The organism is Fluviicola sp. (assembly GCF_029266855.1).
GTDB lineage: Bacteria > Bacteroidota > Bacteroidia > Flavobacteriales_D > Crocinitomicaceae > Fluviicola.
Genome location: NZ_JAQSWB010000006.1, coordinates 212,971 through 234,411, shown reverse-complemented (window position 1 = coordinate 234,411; position 21,441 = coordinate 212,971). Strand labels below are relative to the sequence as shown.

Below are 21,441 nucleotides of genomic sequence, written 5' to 3'. Positions count from 1 at the left end.
ATATCTTTACCTACTTAGGTGAACCAAAGTTGATAAGTATATTTGGTTTTTTAGAGCTCGTTTTTCTCAAAAGCAGTTTTCAGTTTTTTAACCGTCAGTTTTGAGGAAAATCGATTTAGAAATCGATCCAATCTAGTGTTTCATGATTGATTGGCGGGATGTTTTTCCGTCCAAACTATACAATAATTGATAGATCCCGCCCGATAAATGGTCTGTTTTCAATTGAGTCGATTCGGCGTCCAGTTTCTTTTCCAGTACAATCCTTCCCATGTAGTCCGTTATAATCATCATTCCTCCTGCCCGGTTTGTTTCTACAACTAAAACATCGCTTACCGGATTCGGGTATGCCTTCAATTTGACAATATCAGAAGAAGTCGCCCACTCTGCTTCCGTCACAGAATTACTTGTCCTAATTGAAGCATCAACAGCTTCTCCATCATTACCTGCCTGGATAGCTGTAGGATTGGTCCAGTCAATTTTTACATCCTGAGCTGAAATCGCAGACAAATTTCCCGCCACATCCTGGACAATAGATCGGATACGACCAGCCGAAGTCAAAGAATTGGGGCTCTCATAGCGCATATCGCCATTCGTACCAACAGCAATTGAAGTACTTGAATTCCTGGAACGGTAAACCCTTAGATCATTTACTTTGTAAACACAGTTTCCGGTCCGGAAAGAAATATAATCTCCTGTCGCCAGGGGAGTCGGATCTGTCCAGGTACGGGTCAGTACATTATTTACATATACCTGATGCTTACCGGTAATCCTGTCATAAGCAATTTTGTAATCGTACCATTGATCCGCATTGAAATCATAGACAACTTCGTCAACCAGACTATACACATCATTAGTCACCTCGTAAATCTGGATCTTATCATTGTCCAGGCGAAAGAATACAAAGTAAGAATTCCCCCTGTTTGTCAAAGTCGGATCGCTGCAGAAATAATGCAGTCCTGCCCTACGGTTCGTACCGGTTCCGGACATTGCCCCGGACCAGTGGTACAAGTAACGGTTACTTAAATTACCCGTTACGCCAGCCCAGATATTTGAATTTCCATTCGACTCATCGCTTTGTACCAGGTTTCCGGAACCCAAAGCCCAGATACCTGACTGAGAAGTCCAGCTGGAATGAATAGCGGATTGATCGAAATTATCATTGAAAAATCCTTTTGCCGGATTAGCACGCCAATCGCCTCCGTTATAATCTGTTACCTGGTAATAAGATTTTTCAATTCCGCTACCTCCGGCATTATCCGTATCGGTATATGTCGCAGTAAAGCTCTGGCTTACCCAACTTCCCGGAACACTTACAGCAGTCATTGGCGGAATTGCATCTCCCAAAGCCGGATTTGTAATAACACTCGACCAGTTTGCTACCCAACCCGCAGCGGTTGTAGCACAATCACTCCGGAATTCAACCAACAAAGATCCGCTGGACGAAGTTATTGTCCCCGGAGAACTTGTCCCGGTGTATGTCCCGATCAAAGGAGCGCTCGTTGTAGCTCCATCATAGATATAGAGGTAATCCCAATTTGCTTCCAGTGAAAAGCTGGAAAAATTCAGGGTTATGGAACTGGCATTTGCAGGCTGAATAAGTGTAAGGTAACGCTGGTCATTGCTGTAATTTGAAGTACTGCCACCGGAATCAGTAAATGTTCCGTTTGATGCGTTCAATACATTTTGCGTGGGACTGTTATTCACCAGCTGGTAATACAATCCCCAATTCCAATAAATCCCCGGATCCGTATGTGTTTGATTCGGATAATGCTGATGTCCTTTGATTTTGATACATCCACCCAAAACATTTGTTCCGGTGCTTGCAGCCCCCGAAAATGTTCTGAGCGGGTTAATTCCGTATCCGCTTTGGCAAATATCACGTGTAATTCCGGCAGATGCATTATACAAGGCCGTTGTGTACCATTGTGACTGGCTAACGTAGCCTTCGTGTTCATAACCGATCGTATAAGGGTTTTCAGAGCCAACGTGCCAGGCTTTATTCGCTTCAAGCACCATTTGGGTTACCTGGCCATCTGATGACCTTACCACGTAGTGATATGAAACACTCGAAGAACAGTTTTGAGCCCATGAAATTGCTCCGGCATATGTTCCCTGGATTGTATGAATCGTGATTGCAGAAATTGCTGTTCCGCTCCGGGAACTGAAATTACATGACGGTGCCGGATTCCAGACAGCAGGAGCATATTCAGTTGATTTTTGAGAGCCTCCCGCTTTTTTCGGAATATAGTTCACCCCGGAATTGGACTGAATTCCCTGTTCTGAAAAAATCACCCTTTGAGCACTTAAAACTGCCAGATTATCTGCACTAAACAAACTTGCCAAATCAAAATTATAATCCGGAAAATGATACAAATCCGAATTCTCATCTTTATTCAAAAAACGAAACAATTCGTATAATTCGGCATCGCGGGCAAAAGCATTTACCTTTCCGGAATCAGATAAATAAGAAAGCCTGCTAAAGATTTCCTTCAAGGAATTCTGCAGCGAATTCCCTTTCAGTTCCTTCATATACCCGTCAACCACTTTCGCAAAAGCATCAATCTCACTTGCGGGGTCTTCCCTGATTTGAGATAAGGAAATCCCGGAAAGCTTGGAAACCAATCTCATGTTCTCCTTAAAATAACCTTTCCCCTTTGCTACCATGCCTAAGAAACCATGAGTCTTCGGCAGTCCGGAACACGATTCCAATTCAGAATCATCCAGGTAAGACATTCTTGTTTGAGTAAATGAAACTGCTTCAATAATTCCTTTGGGAATAGCCGGATAAGCAGTATAAGCTTGCTGGCAGTAATTCTCAAAGTCCGTGCTTGTTTGAGAAAACGAATTGAAGCCAATTAAACAAGCTGTGAATAGTAGCGATTTTTTCATAATGTTTCCATGTGTAGTTGAGAACGAAATATATCGAATTCTTTATACACCTGAAAATCAATTAAAAGGAAAATGGATTTAGTAAATTAAAATTTAACAAATGGCTGCTCGGCTATTCATGAAAAATGTGGATCCACAGGATACGGGATACTCTATAGTTGAAAAACATACTTAGCATAAGTACGGTAAACATAATTGCAAAAAGCCATCCCAAAGGGATAAACCAGTTGAGTAACAAAAACACGGCAATTAATTCTGCAATAGCCATTCCGTAGCTGATGTACATAGCTCCAAAAAAGTAGCCGGGCTCTTTATCAAACTTGTAGTTACATTCTGAACAGCGTTCATGCATTACAGGAGCTTTCAGACGCAACAAAGATCCCTTCGTTTCAAAAACCTTCCCTTTTCCACATATCGGACAAGTTCCGCTGAGTACCCATTTAAAATTTGACATTTCTTTTTTTTACAAAGTTACACGTTCATGGCCGTTCAATCCAGTATTCTTTATCACAAAAAATTATACTATTCAGACATTTTTGTATTTTTAACCATGAATTTTCCGCGGCTTCCAATTGAGAAATTTGACGAAAAAGGCCTATTACAGGCCTTTTACATCAATCGTTTTTCGGAACATTTAAAAAAATATCATTCGGACATTAATCATCCTCACAAACACGATTTCTACCTAATCGTATTTTTTGAGAAAGGAAAGGGAACCCATGCCGTCGATTTTAACTCTTACCCCATTCATCCTAACAGCGTGTTCTTTCTTCAACCGGAACAAATTCATCACTGGGAATTTGACGAAGAAGCAGAAGGATGGATCTTCTTTCATTCGGAAGATTTTTACAAGTTATATGTCACCCATTTCGAATTGTACCAATGGCCCTTTTTCCAATCAAGGGATTCCAATCCGAAACTGGATATTCCGGAAGAAGCCGCCCGCATGCTGCAACAGCGTTTTCAGGAAATGATGATCGAGTATAAACAAAATACAAGACATTCATTTTTGAAGATCGCCAGCCTAAGTCAGCTTGTTTACGCGGACCTCTCCAGGATTTACGCCGAACAAACCACAACTTTTACTCAAAAAAACACCTTATACCAGGATCATTTTCACCGCTTCGCAAAATTGCTGGATGAAAATTATACGCTGCAAAAAAATGCCTCGTTCTATGCATCAGAAATGGCAATGAGCACAAAGCACCTACACCGGATCTGTTTATCATGCACAGGGAAAAGCACCACTCAGCTTATTGCCGAACGCCTGATCCTGGAAGTAAAGCGAAAATTAGTCAGTGACTCGAAAAGTATCCAGGAAATTGCAGATGAGCTGGGATTTGAGAATTATCCTTATTTCCATTTGTTCTTTAAGAAACATGCCGGGGAAACGCCGAAACAGTTTAGGAAGAGAAACTTTTAATATAAGTTCAACAAGGGATTATTCCTTATTCCGGTTGCAAGTTCGCGATATCGCAAACAGCCTCTATTCTTATTGGGTTTCAATGTAAAAATGCGATGGATTAAGTCAACTTATCACAAAGAATTTTCATCTCAATCACCGGAGATATTTTCTCGTACAAGATATTGTAAACCGCTTCCAAAATCGGCATTTCAACCTGGAATTTCTTGTTGATCTCCTTGACACATTTCGTTGCGTAATATCCTTCGGCGATCATCTCCATTTCAAGCTGGGCCGTTTTCACCGAATACCCCTTCCCGATCATAAAACCGAAAGTTCTGTTCCGCGAAAATTTAGAATAGGCAGTCACCAATAAATCGCCCAAATAAGCAGATGATTTCACATCCCGGTGGATCGGACTTACTTCATCGATAAAGTTTTCAATCTCCTGGATAGCATTTGCAATCAAAACCGACTGAAAATTATCTCCATAGCCTAACCCAGAGCAGATCCCGGATGCGAGTGCATACACATTCTTTAAAACCGCCGAAAGTTCCGTCCCGAATAAATCGTCTGAAGTAGTCGTTTTAATATAACGGCATGCCAGCATACGGGCCATTTCCGCTGCAATTGCTTCGTATTGACAGGCAACCGTAAGATAAGACAGACGCTCCAATGCCACTTCTTCCGCATGACACGGTCCGCAGATGATTCCGATATCCTTGTAAGGAGTTCCGAAGGTCTTATGAAAAAAACGGGCAGGAATAGCATTGTATTCCGGAACAATTCCCTTTACAGCAGAGAAAACAATTTTCCCTTTGAATAGTTCCGGAGTTGTGTCCTTAAACAGATCAACTAAAAAAGCTGATGGTGTTGCAACAATTAAGACATCACATCTACTGATAATTGCTTCCAGATCATTGGAAACATGGATCTTATTCAGGTCAAACTCAACCGACTGTAAATAAGTCGGATTGTGTTTGTATCTCAGAATGTGAGCTACCTGATCTTCCCTGCGAACAAACCAATTTACCTGTGCAAAATTATTACACAATATCTTCACCAAAGCAGTAGCCCAGCTACCTCCTCCAATGACACCAACGGTTTTCATTCGCTTATTCATAGACTTGGCAAATGTACATATAATTCTCTTCGTTGCATTCAAAGCTCCTCTTTCGGATCCTGAAAATAATTCGTTATGCAATCTAACAGAAAGCACTATCTTTGCTAAAAAAATTTATGGCAGAAGTTTCACGTATTTCTACAAACAAGGCTCCGAAACCGGTTGGAATGTATCCTCATGCACGCAAAGTTGGCAATCTTCTCTTTTTATCGGGAGTTGGACCAAGAGTAGCAGGCTCTGACGATATTGATTCGGCAGTTCCGGGACTAAAGTTGGATAAAAACGGGAATTTTATTGAGTTTGATTTTGAAGCGCAGTGCCGAAGTGTATTCGACAATGTGCGCGTTATTTTGGAGGAATCCGGATCAAGCTGGGACCAACTTGTAGATGTTACCGTATTCTTGGTAAATATGAAACGTGATTTCCACGTTTACAATCGTGTTTATGCAGAATACTTCAAAGACAACCTGCCTTGCAGAACAACGGTTGAGATCAATTCGCTTCCAACTCCTATCGCCATTGAATTAAAGTGTATCGCAACAATTGACTAAATAAAATTATGATCGGATTTGCTATTCGCAGTTTAATCGCTGCAGGTATGTTATTCTTAACAGTTTATTCTTTTTACACCGGATACTGGGGTTGGGGAATTTCCCTTATTATCCCACTGGCCCTGGTAATTCTTTCTTTCATTTACAATGAAAACCTGGCTTTCACACTGAATCACATGCGCAGTGGAAACCAGGATAAAGCTCAGCGGGCAATTAACCGGATTACATCTCCGCAATTCTTGCCAAAACGTCAGAGAGCGTACGTCATTTATATGCAGGCTCTTTTGAATGCGCAGGCGCTTCCTCATGCGAAGGTAGAAGGAATGTTACGCCAGGCAATTCAACTTGGATTGAAAAGAGGTCATGACAAAGCAATGGCGCGAATGCACCTAGCTGGTATCTGTGTTCAAACCGGCAGAAGACAAGAAGCCGTAACACTTTTGGCGGAAGCAAAGAAAATGGATGACAGCGGTATGCTGAAAGACCAGATCAAAATGATGCAGGGCCAAATGCAGAATGCTCCTTCCAAGAATCAGATGCGCATGGCACAAATGATGGGTGGACGCAAGAAGATGCCTAAAATGCGTTAATTCAACGGATGAAATTATTTGCCGATTTTCCGGAAAACTACGAGCTCATTGATGCAGGTGGCGGAAGAAAATTGGAACGCTGGGGAACTGTAACAACGATTCGCCCGGAACACCAGGCATATTTCGGAGCTGTCCTATCCAAAAAGGAGTGGCATGACTCCGCCGACTGGGAATTCATTCCAAAGTCAGAAGGTTCACTTCAGGGTGCCTGGAAAAAATTAAAGCCACAAGCACCGGAAGAATGGCTTTTCTCATCTGCCGGACTGGTATTCAATTTAAGAATCACAAACAACAAACACCTCGGATTATTTCCCGAGCAACAAATCAATTGGGAATTTCTTTCTGCGAATCTGAATGCTTCAAAACGTTTCCTGAATGCCTTCGCTTATACCGGAGCTGCTTCATTATTCGGCAGGAAAACAGGAGCTGAGGTTATCCATTGTGACAGCGTAAAACCAATGCTCGACTGGGGAAGACAAAACCAACTGGAATCCGGTTTAGATGGAATTAAATGGGTTCATGAGGACGCTTTAAAGTTTATCCGGCGAGAGGTTAAAAGAGGAAACAAATACGATATTCTTCAACTCGATCCACCAGCCTGGGGCCTTGGAGCAAAAGGCGAAAAATGGAAACTGGAAGAGTTATTGGGAACTTTAATCTCAGAAGCTGTTCAGTTATTGAATAAGCAAGGAGTTCTGATCTTAAACACCTACTCACCAAAGGTCGACAGTAATTTTATTCGGAAAATCACTTCGGAACTGGAAATTCCAAACAAACAGGTGGAGAATTCCGAATTGTGGTTTAAAACAAGCAGCGGAAAAGAACTGTACTACGGGATCCTAACAAGGATCTATAAATAAATTTAAGCTACTTTGTTTTTTGATTGACCATTCCATTCTGAATAGCATACATTACCAAACCTACAACATTTCGTGCCCCGATCTTGTTCATCATCATTGTCCGTGCACTTTCAATGGTACGTGGGCTTTTAAACAATTTGTCGGCAATTTCCTGCGTGGTCATTTCGTTGCAGATCAATTCCAGAATCACCAGTTCGTTTTCACTAAACATACTCGTGGAATTCGTTTCAAAAACCGGTTGAATCTTTCCTCGATGAACCATTTTAGCAATGCGTTATAATTTGCTATCTCTTTTTTTTACAAAGTTGATTGCTTCAATCGACATAGCTCATTCTTCTTTGTCCCAAATAACTATATTATTCAGACATTTTTATATTTTTAATCATGAATTTTCCACGGTTTCCAATTGATGAATTTGATGAAAATGGCTTATTAAAGGCTTTTACGTGAATCGCTTTCCGCAACATTTAAAAAATATCATTCAGACATTACCCATCCTCACAACATGATTTCTATCTGACAGTATTTTTTGAAAAGGGGAAAACACCTATTCCCCCAAAAGTTGACAGTACGTTCATTCAAAAGATCACGAAGGAATTAGCTATTCCAAACAAATTGAGAATTCCGAATTGTGGTTTAAAACCACTAGCGGTAAGAACTCTATTACGGGATAGTGACAAGGATTTATAAGTAAGTTCAAACAAGGTTCAAAGGTGTTTAAGTAAATCTATATTGAACTATTGAATCCACTGCGGCGGAAACTATTGAACTTTTTTCTGGTTCACCATTCCATTCTGAATAGCATACATTACCAAACCAACTACATTTCGTGCCCCGATCTTGTTCATCATCATTGTCCGTGCACTTTCAATGGTCCGTCTGCTTTTAAACAATTTATCCGCGATTTCCTGGGTTGTCATTTCATTACAGATTAACTCCAAGATCACCATTTCATTGTCATTGAAAATCTGGGTGGAATTCATTTCGAAAACAGGCTGGATCTTCCCGGAATGCACCATTTTCGCAATAAACATCTTAGAAGTCCGGTCATTCAGATAATACCCTGTTTCCACTGCAGACTTGATTGCCAATTGAATTTCCTCCGCATCGTCATCTTTAGACAGATACCCGTTAGCCCCGTTTTCAATTGCCAACTCAACAAATTCCACATCGTCATACATGGAAAGCAGCAATACTTTTACATCCGGAAATTTCTCACGAACCTCCTTTGTAGCCTCAATTCCGTTTTTCACGGGCATTCGAAAATCGATCAGTGCCAGGTCAACCGGTGTGGTTTCCAGCGCATCGATCAGTAATTGGCCATTTTCAACTGCTAAAACCACTTCAAATCCCTGGATGTCATTGAGCAATTTTGTCAATCCGTTTCTAAAAATAGACTGATCTTCCGCAATTGCAATTCTTATACCTGTTCCTTCGGCTCCCATACTAAAATAACTTTTGTTCCAGGATCCATTAACTGATATTCGATTTTTGCATCAATTTGCTGGCTCCTGCTTTCAATATTTTTCAATCCCAAACTCTGGGATTTCAGCTTGTCTTCTTTCGTTGGGACAAAACCATTCCCATCATCAATTATAATTAACCGGATCCCACCCTCATTCTGCTCCAGTGTAATTTGAATGCTGGTTGCTTCCGCATATTTCAGAATATTGTTTACCAATTCCTGCAATATACGATAAACCGCCAAACTTACCTCCCTGGTTTGAGATTCATGTTTCGGATCATTAACAGCAATGATGGAAAAACGGATATAATGAATTTGCTGAGCCAGGGTATTGATCAGGCTTTTAACTGCCGGAACAAGTCCGAGTTCTTCCAAAATACTTGGCAATAAACGGTTAGATAAACTACGCACTTTTCCGATCGTGATTTGCACCCCCTCATTTAATAGCTTCCGGTCTTCTTCTCCTATTGGAAGCGAGGCAAAGGAAAGCTTTAATGCGGTAAGTGAAGACCCTATATCATCATGTAATTCGATGGCGATCCTGCGCTGTTCAATTTCTTTGGCTTCCAAAGTAGCCTGGACCATTTCATTTTTGTAATTCAGTTCCAGCTGGATCATTTCCTGCTTCTTGCGGCGCATTTTTTGCTGATACAACACCGCAAACATAATGATGCTTAACGACATGATAAACATTACCAGAGTGGCAATGATCAATAATAGTCCTAAGCTTGATGGGGTCTGCTGATCCATAGTGCGTATGAATATAATACATTATAAAATACAATCAAGCCCATATTTACTCCGTCTAAAATATGATTCAATTCTAATCCAAAATACCCCATAATTACATAATCATAAAGCACATTATATAACAAGGTTGAGGAATAACCCAATAGCAATACCCCTCCAACTACAAAATATACATCCTTAAAGGGATTAAAAACTTTCTCTAGTTGAAACATTTCCACAAAATAACTAATGATAATGAATGCAATACAAGCAAATGTGATCACTGTTTGTATAGAAGCATAGCTTTGCCAATTATCAAATATATTTGTAAGAGTAGTTAGTATAATTGCAGATATAGATACAATTAAAAGTGAAACCTTGCTTTTTCTTTTCGAAAACCGGTTAAAGAAAAAAATGACTGGGAATACCAATTCGGAATACAAATATATGCGGTACAACCATAGATTATTAACTCCTTTGAAAGCTAAAATTGTACCTCCAATTTCAATAGAGAGGGTAAACAATAAAAAAGACCATAACAATAGTCCAGAGAAAGAAAGGCGCTTTTGTTTCAAAAGCGCCCCTCCAATTCCTATAGGTATTATGTAGGATGAAAGAACAAAATACCTCCAGATTCCCATTACTATCTTTTCAAATCACTATTCAGTGGATTGGTACTTCCACATACATCAGGACACTTAGTTAGTCTTTCGAAAATCATATTCAGCATATCGTTCTGATTTGAGTCGGCACCAGCTACTACAAGTGTCGCACTTCCATCCGCCTCTTCTGCAAAATACATCCGTAACCCTTTACAATCACTTTGTGCTAAAATTGCTTCAATGTGATTTCTCCCCAAAAAAACACCCTTTACAGCATCAGGGTTTTTGGAGCGATATCTTAAGGTATATTCTCCTCCTTCTGTTAAGGTAATCTGTTCGCCTTCGTTTCCGTTAAATGACATAATATATAGTTTAAGTTATGCCGCCAATATTAAATGGAATTAATTGAACTTCCAAACACAAAAAAAAATGAAAGCAAGTACACCCTTGATTTTAATGAATTTATAGATCAAAAAAAATGAAAAAAATGTGGTTTTCCGCAATGCATTTTCAGTAAAAATACGGTTGTTTAGATCAAATTCAGGACATACATTTGTCTTAACAAAAAGAAATTAAATTCATTATTTGAGATGTTACATGATATAAACAAACCAAGAGTAGATATTCATTGCAAGACGAATATTTCGCATTGGAGTAGTGAATTGAAATGTTCGGAAGAAGAGTTGCTTTACTGTATATCGAAGGTTGGTTCCTCGATTACTGCTATTGAAAGCTACTTACATATGAACAAATCACTGCTTCAAATTTGGTCGACACGTGATATAGCAATATAAAGGAAATAGATAACATAATTAAAGCAACAGGTCGTTAAGAAATTACCGCTTCCACTTTCACTGAGTTTTCGCGGCCTGTTGCTTACTTTTTTTTCCTCCGTTCACTAAGCCACGATGGCATATTTTCCGGAGTGTTACCACTATTTTTTTTACCACTACTCACAGATGGACCTTGTTGATCTCCCAGTAATTGGGAGATTAGCTCAGGTCTTTTTGCTTTCGTAAGTCGATCCTTTATCCAATCCCTGTTTTCGCGCTTGTACCAAAAGAAAAACCTGTTTTGATTCTTCTTTTCGTCAGCTCCTTTCGCAGTATAGATCGGTTTCAGTGTATACGGATGAACGCCGGTGTAATAGATTACTTCCGAAACAGTCATCGGGGTCGGAGTAAAATCCTGCACCTGCTCCAACTGGAAGCCCATATCTTTTGTTTCCGCAGCCAAATTAGCCATGTCTGCTTCCTCACAACCAGGGTGAGAAGAAATAAAATAAGGAATTAAAGGCTGATTCAAATTGTTCTTTTCGGAGATCCGGTCGTACTTTTCTTTGAATTTGTGAAAATATTTAAATGACGGTTTCCGCATCACACGCAGTGTGGCATCGGAAGTATGTTCCGGAGCAACTTTTAGTCGACCACTAACGTGTCTGGTGATCAATTGCTCGATATACTCATCGTGATTTCCATCCAGGTTGTTCTTGTTAAAATCATCTACCAGCAAATCATAACGGATTCCCGAACCCACAAAGGCTTTTTTAATCTTCGGATGTGCGTCGATCTTACGGTACAAATCCGTCATTGCCGTATGCGAGGTATCCAGGTTATTGCAAATAACCGGGTGAATACAACTTGGGCTTGAGCAACGTTCACAAATTGCTTCGTCTTTCCCTTTCATGCGATACATGTTCGCTGACGGACCACCAATATCCGATAAGTATCCTTTAAATTCCGGGTGTTTTACCACCTCATCAATTTCGTTCAGGATGCTCCTTTCAGAGCGGGACGAAATGAATTTTCCCTGGTGGGCAGAAATGGTACAAAAACTACATCCTCCAAAACAACCGCGGTGCAGGTTGATGGAAAATTTAATCATTTCATATGCCGGGATCGCACCTCTTTTCTTGTATTTAGGATGCGGCAAGCGCGTATAAGGCAAATCAAATGACTGATCCATTTCCTTTTCGGTCATGGTGCGATATGGCGGATTGATGATCAGTGTCTTCGAACCAACTTGTTGAATAATCCGGTTCGCTTTCAATTTGTTTGACTCAACTTCTACAATTTTAAAATTTGCAGCATAAGCCAGTTTATCTTTCTGACACGTTTCGTGGCTTGATAATTCAACCGTTTCCCACTGTTTGTTTTTCGGAAGTTCTTTGGATGAATCCTGGATAAATGCAACCTGATTTACCGTCGTTAAAGAACTGAAAGGAACTCCTTTTTTCAGCAAGCGAAGCACATCCCTCAAAGGTTGCTCACCCATACCATAAACCAACAAATCGGCCTGAGAATCCATCAAAATGGAAGGCATCAATTCATTCTTCCAATAATCATAATGGGTAACTCTTCTAAGCGAAGCTTCAATTCCTCCAATCAAAACAGGAACATCCGGATAAAGATCTTTGAGGATATTTGTGTAAACCGTTGTTGCATAATCCGGTCTGAACCCGGAAACTCCACCCGGAGTATATGCGTCAGTAGAACGCAAACGCTTTCCTGCCGTGTAATGATTTACCATGGAATCCATACAACCTGCCGTAACTCCGAAAAAGTACTTCGGTTTCCCAAGTTTTTTGAAATCACGTAAATCATCTCTCCAATTGGGCTGTGCGATTATCCCGATTTTAAAGCCTTCACTTTCAATGATCCTGCCAATAACTGCCGTACCAAAAGCCGGGTGATCCACATAAGCATCACCTGAAATCAGAATGACATCCAGTTCATCCCAACCTCTTTTTTCAACCTCCTTTTTGGTAAGCGGCAACCAGTCTGTTATTGGTCTTTCAATATCCATGTGGCAAATTTAAGGAAAAAGACCCGTTCAGGCCTTATAAATGAGGGTTTTGTATTACATTAACAGCGGCGGAGGCAAGTTCAAAAGCTTGAAACAGTTAAAGAGTTCAAAAGTTTAAGAGGTTCATTATGAACATTTGACCTTCGGAACTTTAGGATCCGCTCTTGCCGGAAAACATTTTAGGCCCGAGTATATGAACATTTTGCGCCTAAAAACTTCAAGCTCCTTAGTTTTAGATCAAAACAAAATATATTACCTTTAAATGGATGAAACGATACATTGTTTACCTATTAATCTTATCAGGATTCCTGCTTTCCTATTGCACTCAAAAAAAGAAAGTGAAAGTCAAACAGACAGAAATTGCAGCTGATCTGATTCATCCCCTTTATTTCCAGGAAGAGATTTCATCTCTGATCAATTTTCCATTCTGGTTTAACGACAGTATTGTTTCAAAGCAAAAAATTCAGCAATTAACCGTTACCTCTTTTAAAGGAGTTATTTCAGATACCAGCGCCTATAATCCTGAATCCGAAGACGAAACCTTTCCAAAAAGAACCCTCATTTACACATTCAACCGGGAAGGGAGACTGATCCAGCTTCAAATCACTGATTTTTCAGAGGGCATTGTCATTTCGAATCAATCCTTCCGAATCACTCAATCCGGACGACTGAATTACTGCGAAGCCATTCAAAAAGACAATTTATACGGTGTTGAGAACAATACCTTTACCTATAAACCCAGTAAAGTTTCGGCGAGCTATGCTTCCTATGAAGCATCCAATGATATGGATCTGATCCATTTTATTTTGGATACCAATTATTTCGGACCGCTTTCCGTAGATTCCATTGCAAGTCCGCTGCCAAATGACTGGATTGTTTTAGGCTACCCTGACCGGCCTGTGAAACGCTACAAAGTAAAGAACACGGTAAAAGAAACTTCTATCTCGAACTATGAGTATTACAGCAAAAATTTCCCAAGACTAATTACAAATGAAGAGTATCCTTTCTTTAAAAAACGCTACTTCAATTATCAAAACGGGCACTTCAACGGGTATATTGACTCGACCTTTATAGACGAAACATTTGTAACTTCTGTGAAAACACTCATTTACTATGATAAAAAACGCTTGCCGATAAAGATCATTCACAAGAAAGAACATGCTGAAGCCGTAAACAACTATCAAACACATGAATTGTTTAGCTATACCTTCTATCCATAATTATCCTAAATCACTTTTGTTCTAGCATTTACCTACGGTGCATATTCATGAGTGTTGTTATTTACTCTTCAAAAGCTAACGCTTTTTCTTATTTTCGCTAAAAATTAAATCAATACAATTCCATGGCCAACAATCCTTTAGGAAGTAAAACGATCCTTACTTTCATCCTTTCAATCATATCACTTTTCGGGTACACTCAAACGGACAAGGTCATTATTGAAGGCAAAAGCTATTATGTTTATCCCCATCAACAAGCTGTTGTGGGAATACAGGAATATTACATGAATTTTGCCGATTTCAAGGAGGTTATCAAAAGAGATGACCGAAACGAGAAAATAGTTTCCATTGCGGAAGAACCGGTAACTGAAATTGAAAAGAAAGCCGCCATCAAATTCCCAAAATCGTATAAAAAGTACATTAAAGATTTTGAAGAGATTCTTGAACACTATCCCTACTTCATGGTAACTTCCGAGAATGGTATAGCTATTGATCCAACTCCGGCACTCGTTAGTATCCCTGACGGGGATTACGTTTTATTTTACCGCGACATTCCCTACATTTCCAAACGTGTTCTGCGCTATAAGAACGATATCGTCGCTGCTTTTTTTTCCGTTAAAAACAACATGATCGAAGGCAAAAGCACCTGGTTTTCCCCAGAAGGAAAAATTGTGAAAACCGGGAATTACTTAAACAGTGAAAAAACCGGCCGCTGGCAAGTCTTCGAGTATGCACAGAAATTTGATGAAAGTTATACCTACGATCCCAAAGAATCAATAGAAAACCGCCTGAAAAAAGTCGTTTATGATACCACGAAAACAAGCATTACTTTTTTAAACGGTTTGAAAAACGGCCCATTCACCATTTATGAAAATCAAGAACTGCTTACTTCCGGGAACTTCCTGAACGATCAGGCTTCCGGTTCCTGGGAAATCTATGAATTTAAAACAAGTGTTTCCGTCGACAAAAAAGGAAAACTTACAGTCACAAAAGGAAAAGAAAAGATACTGATCGACCGCTATACTTTGCGAAGTGATAAAAAAAGAGGGAAATCACCTATTATGCGCCATTCGGTAATCCCTTACGATTTTATGAATTACGACAGGGCAGATACCTTAGTATTGAAAAACAGTTCCTCACCAAATCCGGGTGATTATGAATTGGGATACGAATTGGATTTCCCCGATTTCAACACTTTCCTGAGCATTCTCGAAACCGAAACCAACACGATGGAGTTACCGGAGGAAAACCTGACAAGCTATGAGGGGGAAGAGGAAATGTATGAAGACGAGTACTATAATGGCGAAATGGAATTCAAACCTGGAACAAACTATAACCCGAATGAATATTACGAATTCGTCAACGGAAAGAGGTATACACTCAATGATCTGATCGATTCAGCAGGTTATTTGTATGCTTATGAAGGAATTGTGGAGCATTATTATCAAAACGGGCAGCTGCAGTACCGCTTTGAGATCAAAGATGGCACCCTTTTGAAAGAAGCACCGGTTTATTGGGACAATGGAAATATTGCAAACGAAGTTGTTTTCATAAGTGATTCAAATAAATATGTCCAGCGTTTCTATGACTACAACGGCATTCTTTATCATGAAACATGGCATGATTCAAAAGGAAATATCTTAAATGATTCCAAAAAGAACAACTACGCCTACATTACAGTTAATCAGAAAGAATACGATCGGAATTATGGAAATCCAACGATGATCTATTCGGAAGACAAGGAACTGAAAATGGGTGAAATGCCGGAAAAGATCTTACTCATCGAAGAACTTTTCAAAGCAGATTCTTCACTTGCCAAGCAAGTTTATTTTTATCCGAAAATTCGGACTCTGAATGTGCTGCAACGAAACCTGATGGGTGATACCGTTTCCACACAGGAAGTTGTTTTTTCAGAAGATTACCTGAATGCAAATGCCGTTAAGACCTGGAAATTCAAAAACCTGGAGTTAAGAACCATTCAGAACGGAATCCTGGATGAATATTGGAAATCAAGCCTGTCTGATACCGTTCCCCGTGAGAAACTTGCTTTTTACTGGGAATACAAATATTCCATAGAGAAAGATGACGAGTTACTCGTTAATGGGAAACCATTTACAGGCAACTTTAAATTAACTGATAAAAAAGGCAATTTCAGTGTAAAGGCAAGCAATGAAACGATTCAATTGTCCCTGCCGAACGGTAAAACAGATTTGAAACTTTATCAGGCGGCCATGAAATCATATATGAAATCCAGAAAAAGAAATGATCTGCTTCAAGGTTATATTTCCGAATTCGGCGGGTCAAGCCAACTTTCTCACACTGTAACAGGTCTGTTTCCAAATCTTTACGGAGTATTTTTAGCACTTTATGAGCGCCAGGAATATGAGTTGGACGGAAAAATAGCCGAACGGGAAGATTACTACAGGGACGCTGTTACTTCTTCGAACAAAGAATCTGCATTTATCTCTGTTGAAGGGAAATACCTGGATGGAAAACCGGAAGGTATCTGGACTTACAAAGATCAATACGGAAAAGTCAGATCAACGATCGGTTATAAGAGCGGAGAAGCTCACGGAGATAATTTAGACTACGGAGTAGCAAACCCAAAACCGAAAGTGAGGCAAGAAGATGAAAGGATGATGGGTTATGAAAATCCATTAGGCAAATACGAAGAATATCCTTTAAAGAAAACTTATTACCTGCAATCAAAATGCTCTTTCAAAAACGGAGTTCTAAACGGTCCATATACTACTTTAGGGTGGAAAGGAGACACTTTAACTTACGTAAACTTTATTGAGGGAGCAAAAGAAGGTGTTGAGTTCAAAAGAAATAAACTGTTCTATAATGAATCTTTTTATAGAAGCGGCTTTATTGATGGCAACGTCAAAACATACTTCACTAATCCCGGAAAGGATTCGGTACTTATCTTTGATCTTGGGTTCAAAAACGGGATGCTCCAGGGAGAATCAGTCGCATATCATTCCAACGGAAAACTTGCCAAGAAGGGGTTTTTCTTAGGCGGACAACCGATCGACGATTATGAAGCTTACGATACACTTGGTTTCAAATATCAATACGTGAAGTTTCTGTATAATCAACCGGTAGAGGAAAAGATCTGGGAAGAAAACGAATTGAGCGTTCGCTACGAATTTGATTGGAGAGACTCCATCCCTTTCAACTTTGCGGATATCACAGCGAGTTCAAGTATTGATCAATTGATTTATCAGGCAGGTTATTCGGATTACGGGCTCTATGAACCTTATTATGGAAGACCAAGCCTGGTGAACAAATCCGGGATTGATTATTACATTACGAAATATTACCCGAATGACACCATCGCACGTGTCGGGGCGATCTCAAAAGGAATCAAAACGGGTTGCTGGAAATACTTTAATTATTTCGGGAAGAAACTCATGGAAGTAGAGTATTTCGACACCATTATTTCTATCAATGACAGCATCAAATTCAAATCAAAAGGAATTCTTTATTACCTCGATGAAAACGACAACCCATTGAGCAAAAACTGGATTATTGAGAAATTCGAAAAGTACGACTGTTCACACACGGATCACAACGAAGAGCGCATGCTTTACTGTTTCTGGGAAAAAGACACGACTCAACACCGTAGAAACGGATATGTTAAGAACTATTACGACAACGGATCCATTCAAAACGAAGGCTGGGTAAAAGATGGTTTGCCAACCGGGATCTGGAAGCTGTATGACGTAAACGGCAATCTGAACCAAGTAGGTGAATACGTACTTGGAAAACGGAACGGAAGATGGCTCAAAGGTGACCTAGGAAGTGTAAAAAACATGAGTGAGATCTGCTTAAATCCAAATTTGGAAAACCTGGATGCAATCTTAAGTTACCAGGAAAAACTATTGGATGTGAGTGTCATCACGTATCAGGTCGGGAAAGAACTGAAACGAAAATATTATGGCATCAATATGAATAGCGAAGAGGCTCCGGAAGGTTACTACGGAGAAGACGAAATTTACATGAATTACGAAGAATAAATAGAAAGAATTTGACCAACTAAGTATTAAGGGGTTGTTATTTCAGCCCCTTGAATACCAATCAATAAACAAGTCATACACTTCACTAATTTCCCGGGTATTAGTTACTTTGCATAACTGTTTAGTCCTTAACTTTACAGGAATCAACTGAAGTGAAATATGATTGAGATCGAAAATACGAATATGGCTAAATTGGTAGAACTCATTGACTCTATTAAAGACATTCGTTTTGTCATTCAGGCCTACTTCAAAAAGCAATTGAAAAACAATGATTTGGGGATAACAGTTGAAATGCTGGAAGTCCTGATGGTCCTGTCCAGAAATAAACAAATTAACCAGCAGCAAATTGCAGACCGCGTTAGAAAAAACAAGGCCAATCTCACACCGATCATAGACAAACTTTCAGCCAAAGACCTGGTATTGCGCCAGGAAGACTTCACCGATCGCAGAAACAAACTTATCACCTTAACAGAGAAAGGCCAAAAGCTCTGTAAAACATATTCCAGGATGTTTGAAGAGTTTTACACCAACTTTTTAAAGGATGTTGATATTCAAAACCTGAATAAAACCATCAGTATGCTTAAAAAAATCGGACAGCAGGTTACAATCTCGAATTAATGTTTTCCCACCCAACCTGAACCTTATTAGTTAACGTTTGTATTATACGTTACTAAAACCCTGGACAATGAAAAAACTAATCACCGCATCTCTTTTAACCGGAACCTTTTTGATCCCGGTCTGTTTACTCTCGTGCTCTTACGAACAGAAAGAAATGGAAAATTCTTCTATTGAAAACACCAGTTTCGAAGAAAAAAAATCAAGCCTGGTATCGGCCAATTCAAGTGATGAGGAGCAAAAATCGGTTCCAAAACAAAGAAAAAAGCTAATTAAAACAGGAACCCTTTCTCTAAAATCGAAGCATATCGAGAATAGTAAACGACGATTGGATCAGGCGCTTCGATCACTTGACGGATACTATGACAACGATCATTTCAGCAAATCCGCATATGAACACCGCTATTCCCTAAAAATCCGGGTTCCAGCAAAAAACTTCGAACAGCTGCTCCAGGTTATTAATAATGGAACGGACGAAATTGTTTCAAAAGATCTTCAAACAGAGGATGTAAGCGGAGAATACCTGGACCTTCAAATAAGACTGAACAGTAAAAAAGCATACCTGAAACGCTATGAAGAATTATTGAAAAAAGCCAGCAGCATTGAAGAAATGATCCGAATTGAAGATCAGATCCGTGAATTGATCGAAGAAATTGAAAGTCAGGAAGGAAGATTGACATTTCTGGACGACCAGGTCGGTTACAGTACGCTGGATATCGAATTATATAAAGTAATCCCACATCCTCAGACAGCAAATGAATCAAGTTTTTCGGAAGATGCAGGAAATGCTTTTTCAAAAGGCTGGACTGGGATTGTAACCTTTGCTTTATGGCTTCTTTCTATTTGGCCGCTTCTTTTGATCCTGATTCCCGCAGGTATTTTTGGCTATCGAAAACTCAAAAAGCTGAACAAATAAAACGAGTCTTCAAAAATTACGTATTAGCACCTTTTTAGTTAGTGAGAAACCGAAAGATGGAAACCAATAATTAGATCTGCTTTCGAGTCAAAAAAAGATTTGACTAATACTGAATTCAAAGAACTATTTAACAATTAAAATCCTGATAATCAATCGTATCCCAATATTGGGACATTGGGTTTTTGGGAAATTGCAAATTTCAATTTTCTGAGCCATTCGATCGTGGAAAATAGTACCTTTACCTCACAAATTTGATTTATATGAATTTTAATACATCAGCTGTGTTCGACCAGCAGGAAGGCCTCGTTGTCCTTGTTGGAAAAAAAACAGAAACACAAACCAAACTACCGAAAGTGGTAGCGGAAGAATTGGACTTATTTCTCAAGAACGCAGATTCACAATTTCTGCATCTGCCCCTGAAAGGAAAACACTTTGTGTTTATTAAAGACCAGGCAACAGATGAAAAACAACGCATTATGGGACACAAACTTCGCGGAGTTTTACCCAAAGAAATCAAAAGCGTTTTGATCGACGGTGGAAAATCCATGAGCTTATTGCTTGCGGAAGGTCTTGCACTTTCTTCTTATCAATACCTGAAATACCGGAAAGAAGCCAAAAAAGAGAAATATGCTTTAGAGAACATCGATTTCTCCGCGAAAATAACGTCATCCACGATTGATGAGCTTTCTGCTACATTGAAAGCGGTTTACTGGGCACGCGACCTGGTAAACGAACCTGTTTCAGGATTAAATGCAACACAACTTGCGGAAGCGATCGAAGCAAAAGGAAAAGAAGGAAACTTTTCAGTGACTATTCTCGAGAAATCCAAAATCGAGGCATTGAAGATGGGCGGGCTTTTGGCAGTAAACAAAGGCTCCGTTGATCCGCCGACATTTACCATCATCGAATACAAACCAAAAAAGGCAAGCAATAAGAAACCAATTGTTTTGGTTGGAAAGGGAGTAGTTTACGATACGGGTGGTTTGAGCCTAAAACCAACTGCTGGTTCCATGGACGCAATGAAATCCGACATGGCCGGTGCGGCAATGATGGCCGGAACTATTTATGCTGCAGCAATGATGGAACTTCCTGTTCATTTGATTGGATTAATTCCTGCTACGGATAATCGTCCGGGATTGAATGCTTACACACCTGGTGATATCATCACGATGTTCGATGGAACAACAGTTGAAGTTTTGAATACGGATGCAGAAGGACGGATGATCCTGGCAGATGCATTGGCTTATTCGGATAAATACAAACCTGAATTGGTTATTGATGCAGCAACGCTCACAGGAGCCGCTGCACGTGCAATTGGTACCCGCGCATCCATTATCATGGGAAATGCAGACAAGAAGTATTTCAACATGCTGAATGAAGCCGGAATGGAAACTTATGAACGCGTAGTTGAATTTCCGTTTTGGGACGATTACTACGATGACATGAAGTCTAAAATTGCCGACTTGAATAATATTGGAAACGGTTATGCCGGAATGATCACTGCAGGAAAATTCCTGGAACATTTCGTAAAGGCTCCTTATATCCACATGGATATTGCAGGTCCCGCATTTCTTGACAGACCACAGGATTACAGAGGTTTTGGAGGAACCGGAACCGGAATCCGCTTAATGATCAATTTCTTAAAACGACTTTCATAA

19 protein-coding genes are annotated in these 21,441 nt (G+C 39.7%); 10 read left to right on the top strand and 9 right to left on the bottom strand.

Translation table 11 applies throughout. The features are described 5' to 3' along the window. Window positions 1-132: 132 nt before the first annotated feature. Both K0S23_RS13725 and K0S23_RS13720 read right to left on the bottom strand, forming a co-directional pair. The gene (locus K0S23_RS13725) at window positions 133-2,889 is read right to left on the bottom strand and encodes an N-acetylmuramoyl-L-alanine amidase (RefSeq protein WP_300358432.1); all 2,757 of its coding nucleotides are present in this window, start codon (window positions 2,887-2,889) and stop codon (window positions 133-135) included. Window positions 2,890-3,001: 112 nt separating this feature from the next. Next, a complete protein-coding gene (locus K0S23_RS13720) occupies window positions 3,002-3,343 on the bottom strand; it encodes a DUF983 domain-containing protein (protein WP_300358429.1) in 342 nt (113 codons plus the stop codon). Between the two features lie 96 nt (window positions 3,344-3,439). Between K0S23_RS13720 and K0S23_RS13715 the strand changes: the two genes are divergently transcribed. Further along, window positions 3,440-4,312: a helix-turn-helix transcriptional regulator gene (locus K0S23_RS13715; RefSeq protein WP_300358427.1), complete on the top strand. Its 873-nt coding sequence runs from the start codon at window positions 3,440-3,442 to the stop codon at window positions 4,310-4,312. A gap of 100 nt (window positions 4,313-4,412) precedes the next feature. On the opposite strand, the gene K0S23_RS13710 is transcribed toward K0S23_RS13715, so the two are convergent. Beyond that, a complete protein-coding gene (locus tag K0S23_RS13710; protein WP_300358424.1) occupies window positions 4,413-5,402 on the bottom strand; it encodes an NAD(P)H-dependent glycerol-3-phosphate dehydrogenase in 990 nt (329 codons plus the stop codon). Window positions 5,403-5,530: 128 nt separating this feature from the next. On the opposite strand from K0S23_RS13710, the gene K0S23_RS13705 reads away from it, so the two are divergent. The 3 genes from K0S23_RS13705 to K0S23_RS13695 are packed head-to-tail and all read left to right on the top strand — an operon-like array spanning window position 5,531 to window position 7,415. Next, window positions 5,531-5,965, top strand: coding sequence for a Rid family hydrolase (locus tag K0S23_RS13705; RefSeq protein ID WP_300358421.1), 435 nt, complete (start codon window positions 5,531-5,533; stop codon window positions 5,963-5,965). A gap of 8 nt (window positions 5,966-5,973) precedes the next feature. Then, complete coding sequence (locus tag K0S23_RS13700; RefSeq protein WP_300358419.1) at window positions 5,974-6,555, top strand: DUF2892 domain-containing protein; 582 nt, start codon at window positions 5,974-5,976, stop codon at window positions 6,553-6,555. 8 nt (window positions 6,556-6,563) lie between these two features. Next, entirely contained in the window at window positions 6,564-7,415 is an 852-nt protein-coding gene (locus tag K0S23_RS13695) for a class I SAM-dependent methyltransferase (RefSeq protein WP_300358417.1), read from the top strand. A 7-nt stretch (window positions 7,416-7,422) separates the two neighbouring features. On the opposite strand, the gene K0S23_RS13690 is transcribed toward K0S23_RS13695, so the two are convergent. The 5 genes from K0S23_RS13690 to K0S23_RS13670 form a co-directional block, all read right to left on the bottom strand. Next, a complete protein-coding gene (locus tag K0S23_RS13690; RefSeq protein ID WP_300358414.1) occupies window positions 7,423-7,626 on the bottom strand; it encodes a LuxR C-terminal-related transcriptional regulator in 204 nt (67 codons plus the stop codon). Window positions 7,627-8,176: 550 nt separating this feature from the next. Next, window positions 8,177-8,860 (bottom strand): response regulator transcription factor, encoded by a 684-nt coding sequence (locus K0S23_RS13685; protein WP_300358412.1) that lies wholly within the window; start codon window positions 8,858-8,860, stop codon window positions 8,177-8,179. After that, the gene (locus K0S23_RS13680) at window positions 8,836-9,630 is read right to left on the bottom strand and encodes an ATP-binding protein (RefSeq protein WP_300358410.1); all 795 of its coding nucleotides are present in this window, start codon (window positions 9,628-9,630) and stop codon (window positions 8,836-8,838) included. The genes K0S23_RS13685 and K0S23_RS13680 overlap by 25 nt, the downstream gene beginning before the upstream one ends. Continuing rightward, window positions 9,603-10,250 carry a hypothetical protein gene (locus tag K0S23_RS13675; protein ID WP_300358407.1) on the bottom strand — a complete coding sequence of 216 codons (648 nt, stop codon included), beginning with the start codon at window positions 10,248-10,250 and terminating at the stop codon, window positions 9,603-9,605. The genes K0S23_RS13680 and K0S23_RS13675 overlap by 28 nt, the downstream gene beginning before the upstream one ends. Window positions 10,251-10,252: 2 nt before the next feature. Beyond that, window positions 10,253-10,573, bottom strand: coding sequence for a hypothetical protein (locus tag K0S23_RS13670; protein ID WP_300358405.1), 321 nt, complete (start codon window positions 10,571-10,573; stop codon window positions 10,253-10,255). Window positions 10,574-10,801: 228 nt separating this feature from the next. Between K0S23_RS13670 and K0S23_RS18575 the strand changes: the two genes are divergently transcribed. Beyond that, window positions 10,802-11,005 (top strand): DUF3606 domain-containing protein, encoded by a 204-nt coding sequence (locus tag K0S23_RS18575; protein ID WP_366944317.1) that lies wholly within the window; start codon window positions 10,802-10,804, stop codon window positions 11,003-11,005. An 82-nt stretch (window positions 11,006-11,087) separates the two neighbouring features. On the opposite strand, the gene K0S23_RS13665 is transcribed toward K0S23_RS18575, so the two are convergent. Continuing rightward, window positions 11,088-13,016 carry a YgiQ family radical SAM protein gene (locus tag K0S23_RS13665; RefSeq protein WP_300358404.1) on the bottom strand — a complete coding sequence of 643 codons (1,929 nt, stop codon included), beginning with the start codon at window positions 13,014-13,016 and terminating at the stop codon, window positions 11,088-11,090. A 266-nt stretch (window positions 13,017-13,282) separates the two neighbouring features. Between K0S23_RS13665 and K0S23_RS13660 the strand changes: the two genes are divergently transcribed. The 5 genes from K0S23_RS13660 to K0S23_RS13640 all read left to right on the top strand — a co-directional run bounded on the left by K0S23_RS13660 (window position 13,283) and on the right by K0S23_RS13640 (window position 21,441). Further along, window positions 13,283-14,236, top strand: coding sequence for a hypothetical protein (locus K0S23_RS13660; protein WP_300358402.1), 954 nt, complete (start codon window positions 13,283-13,285; stop codon window positions 14,234-14,236). Window positions 14,237-14,358: 122 nt separating this feature from the next. Further along, on the top strand, window positions 14,359-18,252 hold the full coding sequence (locus K0S23_RS13655) for a hypothetical protein (RefSeq protein WP_300358401.1): 3,894 nt from the start codon (window positions 14,359-14,361) through the stop codon (window positions 18,250-18,252). Between the two features lie 159 nt (window positions 18,253-18,411). Next, a complete protein-coding gene (locus K0S23_RS13650; protein WP_300358398.1) occupies window positions 18,412-18,870 on the top strand; it encodes a MarR family transcriptional regulator in 459 nt (152 codons plus the stop codon). 67 nt (window positions 18,871-18,937) lie between these two features. Further along, window positions 18,938-19,783, top strand: coding sequence for a DUF4349 domain-containing protein (locus K0S23_RS13645; RefSeq protein WP_300358395.1), 846 nt, complete (start codon window positions 18,938-18,940; stop codon window positions 19,781-19,783). A 260-nt stretch (window positions 19,784-20,043) separates the two neighbouring features. Beyond that, window positions 20,044-21,441, top strand: coding sequence for a M17 family metallopeptidase (locus K0S23_RS13640; RefSeq protein ID WP_300358394.1), 1,398 nt, complete (start codon window positions 20,044-20,046; stop codon window positions 21,439-21,441).